The sequence below is a fragment of the Pseudomonas sp. Ma2-10 genome, assembly GCF_054330215.1.
Genome location: NZ_JBTEYL010000003.1, coordinates 20946 through 34399 on the forward strand (window position 1 = coordinate 20946; position 13454 = coordinate 34399).

Sequence of the window (13454 nt, forward strand, 5' to 3'; positions counted from 1 at the left end):
CAAACCCTGCCCGACGGTCAACCCCTGACCCACCATGGCGTCACCCGCCGGCGAAGACTGGCTCGACCTCGTCCAACAACGACAAGCCTCCCGCAAGCTCCGTGTCGAAGGCATGATGCTCAAGGCCCTGGAGAGGTTGTATGGCGTCGGACGGACCCAGGACAGGGGCGTCTGGTGGAAATGGAAAGTCGGTCGAAGAAGCCGACAATCTGGGAACGTTGCAGGATTTACTCGACTAATCCAATACCTGATCGCCCCCTATCGGTGCCGCTTTTTTCAGGCGCCCGTTTTCGTGCACAAATCCCTCCTTGCCATTTCTTGAATCACCTTTTAAAACACTTGTTCGGGACTCTGGTTCGGAAATTGCTACTTTCATAAGGTCTTACGCTTTCCAGTAACAATAATTCTGCGCCACAAGCGCTCATATTGGTTTTTAGGGATTGAATAATGAAAAAAGCATTGCTGACCCTTTCTGCACTGGCGTTGTGCATGGCAGCCGGTTCCGCGCTGGCCAAGGAATACAAGGAATTGCGTTTTGGCGTTGATCCTTCCTACGCTCCGTTCGAGTCAAAAGCGGCTGACGGTAACCTGGTAGGCTTCGACATCGATCTGGGTAACGCAATCTGCGCCGAGCTGAAGGTCAAGTGCAAATGGGTCGAAAGCGATTTCGACGGCATGATTCCGGGCCTGAAGGCCAATAAATTCGACGGCGTTATCTCTTCGATGACCGTCACCCCGGCCCGCGAAAAAGTCATCGACTTCTCCAACGAACTGTTCTCCGGCCCAACCGCCTACGTATTCAAGAAAGGTTCCGGGGTGACCGAAGACGCCGCTTCGCTGAAGGGCAAAACCGTCGGCTACGAGCAAGGCACCATTCAGGAAGCCTACGCCAAAGCCGTTCTGGACAAGGCTGGCGTGAAAACCCAGGCCTATCAGAACCAGGACCAGGTGTATTCCGACCTGACTTCCGGTCGCCTCGACGCGGGGATCCAGGACATGCTGCAGGCCGAACTGGGCTTTTTGAAATCGCCAAATGGCGCCGGTTACGAAATCAGCAAGCCAGTGGACAGCAAACTGCTGCCAGCCAAAACAGCGATCGGTATCTCTAAAGGTAACAAAGACCTCAAGGCACTTTTGGATAAAGGTATCAAAGCGTTACACGACGATGGCACCTACGCCACCATTCAGAAGAAACACTTTGGCGATCTGAATCTGTACAGCGGCAAATAATGCCCGGCGCCCATCTTGCGATGGGCGCTTTTTTTACCCGATCAGGTTGCTGATTTATGTTCGAAAACCTACTACAAAACCTGGGGCTATCAGCCTTCAGCCTCCAGGGCTTCGGTCCGTTGCTGATGGAAGGCACCTGGATGACCATCAAATTGTCAGTGTTGTCGCTGTTGGTGGCCGTTTTGCTCGGCTTGCTCGGCGCCAGCGCCAAGCTGTCAAAAGTCAAACTGGTGCGCGTACCGGCCCAGCTCTACACCACACTGATTCGCGGTGTGCCGGACCTGGTGCTGATGCTGCTGGTCTTCTACAGCCTGCAGACCTGGCTAACGTCGTTTACCAATTTCATGGAATGGGAATACATCGAGATCAACCCGTTCAGCGCCGGAGTCATCACCCTGGGCTTCATTTATGGCGCGTATTTCACCGAAACCTTCCGTGGCGCGATTCTCGCGGTCCCACGGGGCCAGGTCGAAGCGGCAACCGCGTATGGCCTCAAACGCAGTCAGCGTTTCTGGATCGTGGTGTTTCCGCAGATGATGCGTTTTGCCCTGCCGGGTATTGGCAACAACTGGATGGTGATGCTCAAGGCCACCGCACTGGTCTCGATCATCGGCCTCGCCGACTTGGTCAAGGCTGCGCAAGATGCCGGTAAAAGCACCTACCAGCTGTTCTATTTCCTGGTGCTTGCAGCGCTGATTTACCTGCTGATCACCAGCGCCTCCAACTTCGTCCTGCGCTGGCTCGAACGCCGCTACGCCGCGGGTTCCCGGGAGGCCGTACGATGATCGAACTCTTGCAGGAATACTGGAGACCTTTCCTTTATACCGACGGCTACAACATCACTGGCCTGGCCATGACCATGTGGCTGCTCAGTGCGTCGATCTTCATCGGTTTCCTGGTGTCGATCCCGCTGTCCATCGCCCGGGTTTCGCCGCATGCCTACATTCGCTGGCCGGTGCAGTTCTATACGTATCTGTTCCGGGGTACGCCTCTCTATATTCAGTTGCTGATCTGCTACACCGGGATTTACAGTCTGGCCGCCGTGCGCGCCCAACCCGTACTGGATGCGTTCTTTCGCGATGCGATGAACTGCACGATCCTGGCCTTCGCCCTGAATACCTGCGCCTACACCACGGAGATTTTCGCCGGGGCGATTCGCAGCATGGCGCACGGTGAAGTCGAAGCAGCCAAGGCTTACGGTCTGACAGGCTGGAAGCTTTATGCCTACGTGATCATGCCTTCGGCCCTGCGTCGTTCGTTGCCTTACTACAGCAACGAAGTGATTTTGATGCTGCACTCAACCACCGTGGCCTTCACCGCGACCGTCCCGGACATCTTGAAAGTCGCGCGGGACGCCAACTCGGCGACCTTCCTGACTTTCCAGAGTTTCGGCATCGCCGCGCTGATCTACCTGACCGTTACCTTTGCGCTGGTCGGCCTGTTCCGCCTCGCCGAACGCCGATGGCTGGCCTTCCTCGCGCCGACCCACTAGGACCCGCTTTAGGAATAAAGAGACATGCGCCACCAGATTCATGACCTTCTGGCCCCGTTGCCGGGGACCGTTCGACAGATTCACAGCTTTCACTTCGGCCCATCATCGACCCAAGGCAAGATTTACATCCAGTCATCCCTGCATGCCGACGAGATGCCCGGCATGCTGGTTGCCTGGCACCTAAAGCAACGTCTGGCGGAACTCGAAGCCGCCGGCCGTCTGCGCAGCGAAATCGTGCTGGTGCCGGTGGCCAACCCGGCCGGCCTCGAGCAAGTGCTGATGGATGTACCGCTGGGCCGTTACGACCTCGAAAGCGGTCAGAACTTCAATCGCTGGTTCGTCGATCTGAGCGAAGCCGTTGGCAACGAGATCGAAGGCCTGCTCGGCGACGATCCGCAGCACAACCTCGAGCTGATTCGCAGCAGCCTGCGCAATGCCCTCGCCCAACAGACTGCCAGCACGCAACTGCAATCCCAGCGCCTGGTTCTGCAACGGCTGGCCTGCGATGCCGACATGGTGCTGGACCTGCATTGCGATTTCGAAGCGGCCGCCCACCTTTACACCACGCCCGAGGCCTGGCCGCAGGTCGAGCCGTTGGCGCGGTACATCGGTGCCGAAGCCAGCCTGCTGGCTACCGACTCAGGCGGTCAGTCGTTCGATGAATGCTTCACCCTGCTCTGGTGGCAGTTGAAGGAACGCTTCGGCGAACACTTTGATATTCCGCTGGGCAGTTTTTCGGTCACCGTCGAGTTGCGCGGTCAGGGTGACGTCAATCACCCGCTGGCCAGCCTTGATTGCCAGGCGCTGATCAATTACCTGACTCACTTCGGCGCCATCGCTGGCGAACCCGCTTCGCTGCCTGAACTGCCCTACCCGGCTACGCCGCTCGCCGGTGTTGAACCGGTAGCGACACCGGTCGGCGGGCTGCTGGTGTTCACCGCGCTACCAGGGGAATACGTCGAAGCCGGGCAACTGATCGCTGAAATCATCGACCCGATCTTTGACTGCGTCACCCCCGTTCATTGCACTGTTGCCGGGTTGATGTACGCCCGTTCTCTGCGGCGCATGGCCACTGCCGGCATGGTGATCGCTCACATTGCGGGCACCGAAGCGTATCGCAGCGGCTACCTACTTTCGCCTTGAGGATGCATGCCCCATGTACAAACTGACCATTGAAGGCCTGCATAAAAGCTATGGCGATCATCAAGTACTCAAAGGCGTCTCGCTCAAGGCCAACACCGGCGACGTTATCAGCCTGATCGGCGCCAGCGGCTCGGGCAAAAGCACCTTCCTGCGTTGCATCAACTTTCTCGAACAACCCAACGACGGCGCCATGAGCCTGGATGGCCAGAACATCCGCATGATCAAGGATCGCCACGGTATGCACGTGGCCGATGCCGACGAACTGCAACGGATCCGCACCCGCCTGGCTATGGTGTTCCAGCACTTCAACCTGTGGAGCCATATGACGGTGCTGGAAAACATCACCATGGCCCCACGAAGGGTGCTGGGGTGCGACAAGAAAGAAGCCGAAGACCGCGCCCGACGTTACCTCGACAAGGTCGGGCTGCCGGCGCGGGTGGCGGATCAGTACCCGGCGTTCCTGTCCGGCGGTCAGCAGCAACGGGTCGCCATCGCCCGCGCATTGGCCATGGAACCGGAAGTCATGCTGTTCGACGAACCGACCTCGGCGCTCGACCCGGAGCTGGTGGGCGAAGTGCTCAAAGTGATCCAGGGCCTGGCCGAAGAAGGCCGAACCATGATCATGGTGACCCACGAAATGAGCTTCGCCCGCAAGGTATCGAGCCAGGTGTTGTTCCTGCACCATGGTCTGGTGGAGGAAGAAGGTGCGCCGGACGATGTGCTGGGCAATCCGAAAAGTGAGCGGTTGAAACAGTTCCTGAGCGGCAACCTGAAATAGCCTCGCGTCCCACCTCTACAACGAAATATGGCCCGTCAGCTGAAGTCTTTGAAGACATCAGCTGACGGGCCATTCGTTTTTCGCAGGCAACGTTCAAGCAACGGGCGCTGGAGGCGGCTCATCCGGCAAGGTAGGCTCACCGGGCTCGCTGGGTTGTTCGTTGGGCGTATCGGGATCAGGCTGACCGGGGATGCCCCCTGCCATGTTGATAGGGGGATGTGCCAACAAGGACCAGGCCAAAACGCCAACCTGATTGGGCTCAAGCCTTGCCAGTTCGGCACTTATTTGCGGATCGATCTTCATAGGGCACTCCTGAGCGATGGCCCCGTGCGCGTTGCGCGAACCGGGCAGTACACCCAATAGAGTGTCTACCCGCTCAAGAATTCCCACGACTTGCCAGACGAACGGATCAGGTGCGTGGCAGGGTGACGCCGCGCTGGCCCTGATACTTGCCGCCACGATCCTTGTAGGACACTTCGCACTCTTCGTCGGATTCGAAGAACAGCATCTGAGCCACACCTTCGTTGGCGTAGATTTTTGCCGGCAGCGTGGTGGTGTTGGAGAACTCCAGGGTCACGTGGCCTTCCCACTCGGGCTCAAGCGGCGTCACGTTGACGATAATGCCGCAACGCGCGTAGGTGCTTTTACCCAGGCAGATGGTCAGCACATTGCGCGGAATACGGAAGAATTCCACGGTGCGTGCCAAGGCAAAGGAGTTCGGGGGGATGATGCAGACATCGCTCTTGACGTCGACGAAGCTCTTCTCGTCGAAATTCTTCGGATCAACGGTCGCCGAATTGATGTTGGTGAACACTTTGAATTCATCGGCGCAGCGTACGTCGTAGCCATAGCTCGACACGCCGTAGGAAATCACTCGGTCGGCGCCTTCGCCGCGCACCTGGCGCTCTACGAAGGGCTCGATCATGCCGTGCTCTTGCGCCATGCGGCGAATCCACTTGTCCGATTTGATGCTCATGGCGGGTGTCCTGAATAGCGAGGTGGAAAAAATCTGTCCGGCATCTTACCGGGCGCGCGCTTCGGGTTCAAAGTCCGGGTCACAAATCTTGCCGCGTCCCCCCGTAATTTCTGGCCCTTGCGGGCAAACGGACGGACCGTCAGTCATGAAAACAAAGAAACCTTCACAGGAAGCATTGGCACGTTCCGGAAAAAGGGTTAAGGTGGCGCCACTGTGCTGCTTGTGTCACTGAGAATCTCTACACGATATGTTGAATTTCGATCCAACCATCTACAAGAATTTTTCCTGCTCTTTGCACTCAGTCCCGGCCAGGGTTCTTCCTGTGTCGCAGTTATCTTTGTTCAAGGAGTTACACCATGTCTAATCGCCAAACTGGTACCGTTAAGTGGTTCAACGATGAAAAAGGCTTCGGCTTCATCACTCCACAATCCGGTGACGACCTGTTCGTTCACTTCAAAGCTATCCAATCCGACGGCTTCAAAAGCCTGAAAGAAGGCCAACAGGTTTCTTTCATCGCTACCCGCGGTCAGAAAGGCATGCAAGCTGAAGAAGTTCAAGTTATCTAACTTGTACTTGCTTTAGTAAAAAGCCCCGCCCTCAAAAGCGGGGCTTTTTTGTGCCTGTCTGTTTTGCAGGCAAAAAAAATCGCAGCCCATGGCTGCGATTTTTTTGCGTTTTACCAAGCCACGCCAAACCCAGCGGTGTACCGGGTCTTGTCCAAATCAGCATCGTCGGTGCCGCTAATGATGTCTCTCTCGGCCTTCAGATTAAGCGACGCCCATTCGGTCACTTTGTAGCGCAAGCCCACTTCGGCATCGAGCGCGTATTCCGCCACCCCCGACAACGGCTTGCCCACTTCGCCGTTTGTGAAGAACTCCACCGTCTTACCGACCAGGTAGCGGTTGTAGTCCCACTTCATCGCCAGGGAATAGAAGTTTTCTTTGCCACCATCGGCGAACTCATAGTCCGTGCGGTTGACCAGCGAGCCCAGCGAAAACGCGCCCAGTTCGTCGTCCCAGAACTGGTAACCGGGGCCGGTACCGACTGTGCGCTGGCGGGCCAGCTCTTCGACCTTGTCGCGCTTATAGACCGCGCGCCCTTGCCAGAACCATTTTTCGGTCAGGAAGCGGTCAAGCGAGTACTCGCCCCGCCAGTTGTCGGTAGTGACCACGTCATCCTGAAATTCGCGGTTGTACTCGCCTTCTGCCGTGTGTCGCCATCTGCCATGACGCGCAGTGGTCTTGAAGTCGATATCATAATCATCGGTGTCTTTCTCGGCCCGCTGATAATCCAGTGCGGCATCGAGATTACCCTTCCACACCAAATCCTCGACGACAGGCTTGGGCTTTAGAATCTGCTGAATGCTCGCCAGCTCCACAGTCTTGGGCGTCTCGCCGTTGGCCAGGGTGACCTTGCCGTCTTGCGCCGCATGCAGCGCCTTGGCTTTTTCACCGGTGTAGGCATCCTGTTTGACCAGCAACTGCTGATCGCTTTCCAGGGTTTTGACCTGTTTCCAGTCAATCGAGACGGCACCGGCGTATTGGGTCTGGATCAACAGCTTGCCGCCATCGAAAACGGTGATCTTGCCGCTCAGCTTGTCACCGTTTTTCAACCAGACGGTATCCGCTAACAAGGGCGTGGAGGCACTGACGACAGCGAGGCACAGCAAGGTTCTGGACAACATAAGCAAATACAGGCTCAAGTTTGCGAAAAAGTCGGCATTATCCATACGAATAAGACCCTAGCAAGGACTGACCCGACTATTCCTATTGAGTTCATTTCTCAATAAGTGATCCAGGATTTACTCTACAGACGGTAAGGCGAATTTTTTCAGGAACTGCGGACGTGACCGACTCCACCCTTGAAACCGATAGCCCGGCGCAAATTCGACGCACGGCGCTGTACCTGACTCTGGCGCAAGTACCTGAGGGCAAAGTCGTGAGTTACGGTCAGCTCGCCGAGATGGCGGGACTGGGTCGCGCCGCCCGCTTCGTCGGGCGGACACTTAGCCAACTGCCGAGCGACAGCAAATTACCCTGGCACCGCGTGCTCGGCGCCGGCGGACGTATCAGCCTGCCTGTAGGCAGCCCTTCGGGGGATGAACAACGCGCGCGTTTACGCATGGAGGGCATCAGTATCCTGAACAATCGTGTTGATATTCAGCGCCATGGCTGGCGCCCGGTAGAGCACAGCGGTTAGAGTGCGCGCTTTGTTTCCGTATTTCTTGAGGCAGACTCCAGCCCATGCCCCGTAAAACCTGGCGCGCCGCGCTCGCCGCCTATGCCAGCCCCTCGACGCTTGTACTGTTGCTGCTTGGTTTCGCCGCCGGCCTGCCCTACATGCTGGTGTTTTCGACGCTTTCGGTCTGGCTGCGCGAAGCCGGCGTAGCTCGCGAAACCATTGGTTATGCAAGCCTGATCGGCTTGGCCTATGCCTTTAAATGGGTATGGTCACCGCTGCTCGACCAATGGCGCCTGCCATTGCTCGGCAAACTCGGTCGCCGACGTTCCTGGCTGGTGCTCTCCCAGGCACTGGTCATTCTCGGCCTGATCGGGATGGGTTTCTGCGACCCGCAAAAGCATCTGTCCTGGCTGATCGCTATTGCGGTGGTTGTCGCCTTCGCTTCGGCGACGCAAGACATCGCGATCGATGCCTATCGCCTGGAAATCGCCGACGACACTCGTCAGGCCGCCCTCGCCGCCAGTTACATGTCTGGTTATCGGATCGCCGCGCTGCTGGCCACCGCCGGCGCCCTGTTCTTCGCTGAAGGTTTCGGCTCCACCGGTTTCAACTATAAGCATTCGGCATGGGCCGGCACCTACATCCTGTTCGGCGCGTTGATGGTTCCGGCGCTGCTGACCTCCTTTTTCATGCGCGAACCGCCTGTGCCACTACGCACGCAGCTTCAGGCCGGGCGCTACAGCTTTGTGCATCAACTGGCATCGGTGTTTGTGCTGATCGTGCTGTTGGTTTCCGTGCCAGCCATGTTCACTCAGTTATACAACACCGATTTCGCCAGCGTGCTTTTCGAAGGCGTGAGCGTGCTCGACCTGCTGCTCGAAGACCGCGCGTTCCTGCGGGCAATCCTCTACACCATGCTTACTGTAATGTGCCTGTCGGCCATTGGCCGCCGCGGCCTGGCGCCGGTGCTGACGCCGATCAACGACTTCATTCTGCGCTACCGCTGGCAAGCGCTCCTGTTGCTTGGGCTGATCGCCACCTATCGGATGTCCGATACGGTCATGGGCGTAATGGCTAACGTGTTCTACATCGACCAAGGCTTCACCAAGGATCAGATTGCCAGCGTCAGCAAAATCTTTGGCCTGATCATGACCCTGGTCGGCGCCGGCATGGGCGGTCTGCTGATTGTACGCTTCGGCATCTTGCCGATTCTGCTCATCGGCGGCATTGCATCGGCCGGCACCAACCTGCTGTTCCTGATGCTCGCCGACATGGGCGCGAATCTGAACATGCTGATCCTCACCATTTCCCTGGATAACTTCAGTTCGGGCCTGGCGACCTCGGCGTTTGTCGCCTATCTGTCGAGCCTGACCAACCTGAAGTTCTCCGCGACCCAGTACGCCCTGCTCAGCTCGATCATGCTCTTGCTGCCACGCCTGATCGGCGGCTACTCGGGGGTCATGGTGGAGAAATTCGGTTATCACAACTTCTTCCTGATCACTGCCTTGCTGGGCGTACCGACGCTGCTGTTGATCGCACTGCACTGGTTCCAGGAGAGCCGCCGCGAAGGCCCGACGCCAACGCCGGCACCAGAGCAGGTACCGACCCAGGTCGCTAAAGAATCGTAGGTTCTTTAGCCGGAAGCAGCGCAGAGGGCGCGGGGATTCCCGCCCTCCCACCACACCCCGCCGACCGCACGCCTGTACGCCAGCAGATCTCGCCCGTACAATGCTCCGTCATTTCTCGTCATCAGCAACCGACAACGGCCAACCATGCGCACCAGTCAATTTTTGCTCGCCACACAGAAAGAAACGCCTTCCGACGCTGTCGTGATCAGCCATCAGCTGATGCTGCGCGCCGGCATGATCCGCAAACTCGCCTCGGGCCTGTACACCTGGCTGCCGATGGGCTTGCGAGTGATGCGCAAGGTCGAAGCCGTCGTTCGTGAAGAAATGAACGCCGCGGGCTCTCTCGAAGTGTTGATGCCGAGCACGCAACCGGCTGAGCTGTGGCAGGAATCCGGTCGTTGGGAAGAATACGGCCCTGAATTGTTGCGCTTCAAGGATCGCCACGGTCGCGATTTCTGCGCTGGCCCGACTCACGAAGAAGTCATCACGGACCTGATGCGCAACGAATTGAGCAGCTACAAACAGCTGCCGATCAACCTGTACCAGATCCAGACCAAATTCCGTGACGAAATCCGTCCACGCTTTGGTTTGATGCGCGGCCGCGAATTCATCATGAAGGACGCCTACTCCTTCCACGCTGACCAACCATCGCTACAGGTCACCTACGACCGCATGTACCAAGCGTATTGCAACGTGTTCACCCGCCTGGGCCTGAGATTCCGCCCGGTTGAAGCCGACAACGGCTCGATTGGTGGCGCCGGCTCCCACGAGTTCCACGTGCTGGCCGAATCCGGCGAAGACGATATCGTCTTCAGCAACGGTTCTGACTACGCGGCAAACATCGAGAAAGCCGAAGCCGTGCCACGCGAGACCTCCCGCGCCGCGCCTGCCGAAGCGCTGCGTCTGGTTGACACGCCGAACGCCAAGACCATTGCGCAACTGGTCGAAGGCTTCAACCTGCCGATTGAAAAGACCATCAAGACCCTCGTGGTTCACGCTGAAGAGAAAGGCAAACTGATTGCCCTGATCATCCGTGGCGACCACGAGCTGAACGAAATCAAGGCCGGCAACCAACCTGGCGTGGCCAGCCCGCTGGTCATGGCCTCCGAAGCCGAACTGCGCGACGCCATTGGCGCCGGCGCTGGCTCCCTAGGCCCGTTGAACCTGCCGCTGCCAATCATCATCGACCGTTCCGTCGAGCTGATGAGCGACTTCGGCATCGGTGCCAACATCGATGACAAACACTATTTCGGCGTGAACTGGGAGCGTGATCTGCCGGTTCCCACCGTTACCGACCTGCGTAACGTGGTCGCTGGCGACCCGAGCCCGGATGGCAAGGGCACCCTGGAAATCAAGCGCGGCATCGAAGTCGGGCACATCTTCCAGTTGGGTAACAAGTACAGCAAAGCGATGAAGTGCGAAGTGCTGGGCGAGAATGGCAAGCCAGTCACCCTGGAAATGGGTTGCTACGGCATCGGCGTTTCTCGCGTGGTGGCTGCGGCCATCGAGCAGAACAACGACGCCAACGGGATCATCTGGAGTGACACTCTGGCCCCGTTCCAGATCGCTCTGGTACCGCTGCGCTACGAAACCGAACAGGTTCGCGAAGCCACCGACAAGCTGTATGCAGAATTGACTGCCGCCGGCTTCGAAGTACTGCTGGACGACCGCGACAAGAAAACCAGCCCGGGCATCAAGTTCGCGGACATGGAGCTGATCGGCATTCCTCACCGGATCGTGGTCAGTGACCGCGGCCTCGCCGACGGCAACCTTGAATACAAGAGCCGCACCGAGCCCGAAGCGCAAGCGCTACCGGTTGCAGACGTGCTGTCCTTCCTTCAGTCCCGTATCCGCCGCTGACACCAGATAGAGAAGTCATGTTCAAGCGAAACACCTTAGGCCTCGGTGGTGCCGCCCTGTGCGGCACCCTGCTGGTCAGCGGTTGTGCCAATCAAATGTCACAACGCAGCGAGCACGAGGAACGTGTCGAGCGTAAATTGCTCGATCACAGCCTGCAGATTGATGTCGGCGAGCCTAAGGTGCTCGAGCTGCCGCAACGCCGGGTGAAGATCCACGAGCAGAAGACTTTCGAAGTCACCGAATTCGAAGTCACACGCCACTACGACCGCTACACGCCTTACCAACCCTGGCGGGAGGCTTACGAGATCCCGCTGGGTGCGGTGGCCGTGGTGGCCGGTGTCGGTGCGAATGTGGTCAACGTGTTCGCCCTCGGCAACCTGCCGGACAGCATGACGAAAGACTGGTTGAGCTACGGTTTCGCCGGGCTCAACCCGTTCATGAACGTGCAGTCTCATGGTCGCGCGCAACAGAACCTGGCGGGAATCGACGAGGCTCAGCTCGATAAGCGCACCGAATACTCAAGCCTGCCATGGAGCGAGCGTCCGGTTGAGGTCAAGGCTGGCAAGGAAACGTTCGAGATGAGCACCGACAAAAACGGTGTATTGCGCGTTAACTTGCTGGACACCCCGTTCGCCGAACACGACATCAATCATCTGAGCCGGCTGCTGATCAGTGTTCAGGACGCTCAAGACGACGTGCACACCAATTCGTCCCTGGCGGTCAGTAGCTCCTTGCGCGGCAAGCTGCTCGAAGCCCACGGGCTGATTTACGACGACCTCGAAGACGACGAAGTGAGCCAGTGGGTACACCGGGTCAAACGTTTGTCGGAACTGGGCCTGGAAGAAGAAGCCACCGAGCTGGAACAAAGCCTGATCGAACTGACGCGCAACGATCCCGAACTGCAGGCCGAATTCCTCAAGTCGCTGACCAAGGATGCCGGGCGACTGGTAGCGGATCCGGGACCCAATTAAGGCCTAAAAGCATCGCGAGCTTGCTCGCGATGAAGCCATTAAACTCACCACTGAACTACCGCTCAAACAACTCCATCTGCTCAAACCCGCCACGCAAATCCTCCAGCCGCACCCCAATCCCCAGCAACCGCACCGGCTTCCCGCCGCGATTGAACGCCTGGGTCAGCAACAACTGATAGCTCCCCAAATCGCGCCCTGCCCCGGCTTGCTCCAGCGTGGTCTGGGTGAAGTCATGGAATTTCACTTTGACGAACGGTTTACCCGGTCGATAGCTGCTGTCGATTCGCGCCATGCGGCCAGCCAGGGTTTCCAGTAACTCAGGTAATTTATCGAGGCAGCTCGCCAGATCCGGCAAGTCCACGTCGTAGGTGTTTTCGACACTGATCGACTGCCGACGACTGTCGTTGTGCACCAACCGGTCATCGATACCACGGGCCAGGCTCCAGAGCCGTTCGCCGAAACTGCCGAATTCGCGCACAAGCGCCAACTTGTCCCATTCGCGCAGATGCGAACAATCAACAATGCCGAGCCTGCCTAATTTGTCCGCAGTTACTTTGCCAACGCCGTGCAACTTGCTCACCGGCAAACCACTGACAAAATCCTGGACCTGATCCGGCGTAATGACGAACAAGCCATTGGGCTTCTTCCAGTCGCTGGCGATTTTGGCCAGAAACTTGTTCGGCGCAACCCCAGCCGAAACGGTGATGTGCAGCTGATTAGAGACCCGGCGGCGAATGTCCTGGGCGATCCGCGTGGCGCTACCACCGAAATGCACGCTGTCCGACACGTCGAGGTAGGCCTCATCCAGCGAAAGCGGCTCGATCAAGTCGGTGTAATCGCTAAAGATCGTGTGAATTTCCTTAGAGGCTTCTCTATAGGCATCCATGCGTGGCTTGACGATGGTCAGGTCCGGACACAGCTTCAAGGCATGTCCGGAAGACATGGCTGAACGCACCCCATAAGCCCGCGCCTCATAATTGCAGGTGGCGATCACTCCACGCCGATCCGCAGAACCGCCCACTGCAAGAGGTTTCCCGGCCAGGCGCGGGTCGTCACGCATCTCGATGGCGGCGTAGAAACAGTCACAATCGACGTGGATGATTTTTCGCTGCGTCATATAAAAGCAGTGTTCATGGTGAAGAAATGGCGTATTAGCGAGTCAGATCGGCAGTATCTCACTGGCACCTGTATATAG

At 57.9% G+C, this 13454-nt stretch carries 14 protein-coding genes; 10 read left to right on the plus strand and 4 right to left on the minus strand.

Annotation, left to right across the window (positions count from 1 at the left end; all coding sequences use genetic code 11):
- Window positions 1-447 precede the first annotated feature (447 nt).
- The 5 genes from ACXPVS_RS05150 to ACXPVS_RS05170 are packed head-to-tail and all read left to right on the plus strand — an operon-like array spanning window position 448 to window position 4643.
- Entirely contained in the window at window positions 448-1230 is a 783-nt protein-coding gene (locus ACXPVS_RS05150; RefSeq protein WP_458508968.1) for a transporter substrate-binding domain-containing protein, read from the plus strand.
- Window positions 1231-1286: 56 nt separating this feature from the next.
- On the plus strand, window positions 1287-2015 hold the full coding sequence (locus ACXPVS_RS05155; RefSeq protein WP_458508969.1) for an ABC transporter permease: 729 nt from the start codon (window positions 1287-1289) through the stop codon (window positions 2013-2015).
- Window positions 2012-2722 carry an ABC transporter permease gene (locus ACXPVS_RS05160; protein WP_458508970.1) on the plus strand — a complete coding sequence of 237 codons (711 nt, stop codon included), beginning with the start codon at window positions 2012-2014 and terminating at the stop codon, window positions 2720-2722. Before ACXPVS_RS05155 ends, ACXPVS_RS05160 begins: the two co-directional genes overlap by 4 nt.
- A gap of 24 nt (window positions 2723-2746) precedes the next feature.
- Complete coding sequence (locus ACXPVS_RS05165; RefSeq protein ID WP_458508971.1) at window positions 2747-3865, plus strand: succinylglutamate desuccinylase/aspartoacylase family protein; 1119 nt, start codon at window positions 2747-2749, stop codon at window positions 3863-3865.
- A gap of 13 nt (window positions 3866-3878) precedes the next feature.
- Complete coding sequence (locus ACXPVS_RS05170) at window positions 3879-4643, plus strand: ABC transporter ATP-binding protein (RefSeq protein WP_458508972.1); 765 nt, start codon at window positions 3879-3881, stop codon at window positions 4641-4643.
- A 93-nt stretch (window positions 4644-4736) separates the two neighbouring features.
- Here ACXPVS_RS05170 and ACXPVS_RS05175 read toward each other — a convergent pair whose 3' ends face one another.
- Together ACXPVS_RS05175 and dcd are read right to left on the minus strand one after the other, a co-directional pair.
- Entirely contained in the window at window positions 4737-4946 is a 210-nt protein-coding gene (locus ACXPVS_RS05175) for a hypothetical protein (RefSeq protein WP_458508973.1), read from the minus strand.
- Window positions 4947-5052: 106 nt separating this feature from the next.
- Entirely contained in the window at window positions 5053-5619 is a 567-nt protein-coding gene (gene dcd, locus ACXPVS_RS05180; protein WP_282376893.1) for a dCTP deaminase, read from the minus strand.
- Between the two features lie 356 nt (window positions 5620-5975).
- On the opposite strand from dcd, the gene ACXPVS_RS05185 reads away from it, so the two are divergent.
- Window positions 5976-6185: a cold-shock protein gene (locus ACXPVS_RS05185; RefSeq protein ID WP_002554837.1), complete on the plus strand. Its 210-nt coding sequence runs from the start codon at window positions 5976-5978 to the stop codon at window positions 6183-6185.
- A 110-nt stretch (window positions 6186-6295) separates the two neighbouring features.
- On the opposite strand, the gene ACXPVS_RS05190 is transcribed toward ACXPVS_RS05185, so the two are convergent.
- Entirely contained in the window at window positions 6296-7303 is a 1008-nt protein-coding gene (locus ACXPVS_RS05190) for a DUF481 domain-containing protein (RefSeq protein WP_458508974.1), read from the minus strand.
- 161 nt (window positions 7304-7464) lie between these two features.
- On the opposite strand from ACXPVS_RS05190, the gene ACXPVS_RS05195 reads away from it, so the two are divergent.
- The 4 genes from ACXPVS_RS05195 (at window position 7465) to ACXPVS_RS05210 (ending at window position 12259) form a co-directional block, all read left to right on the plus strand.
- Window positions 7465-7818: an MGMT family protein gene (locus ACXPVS_RS05195; RefSeq protein ID WP_458508975.1), complete on the plus strand. Its 354-nt coding sequence runs from the start codon at window positions 7465-7467 to the stop codon at window positions 7816-7818.
- A gap of 44 nt (window positions 7819-7862) precedes the next feature.
- A complete protein-coding gene (locus tag ACXPVS_RS05200; protein WP_458508976.1) occupies window positions 7863-9428 on the plus strand; it encodes an AmpG family muropeptide MFS transporter in 1566 nt (521 codons plus the stop codon).
- Between the two features lie 144 nt (window positions 9429-9572).
- Window positions 9573-11288, plus strand: a complete 1716-nt coding sequence (locus tag ACXPVS_RS05205) for a proline--tRNA ligase (RefSeq protein ID WP_458508977.1) — start codon at window positions 9573-9575, stop codon at window positions 11286-11288.
- A gap of 17 nt (window positions 11289-11305) precedes the next feature.
- Entirely contained in the window at window positions 11306-12259 is a 954-nt protein-coding gene (locus ACXPVS_RS05210) for a hypothetical protein (protein ID WP_458508978.1), read from the plus strand.
- 55 nt (window positions 12260-12314) lie between these two features.
- Here ACXPVS_RS05210 and dinB read toward each other — a convergent pair whose 3' ends face one another.
- Window positions 12315-13376, minus strand: a complete 1062-nt coding sequence (gene dinB, locus ACXPVS_RS05215; RefSeq protein WP_458508979.1) for a DNA polymerase IV — start codon at window positions 13374-13376, stop codon at window positions 12315-12317.
- Window positions 13377-13454 lie beyond the last annotated feature (78 nt).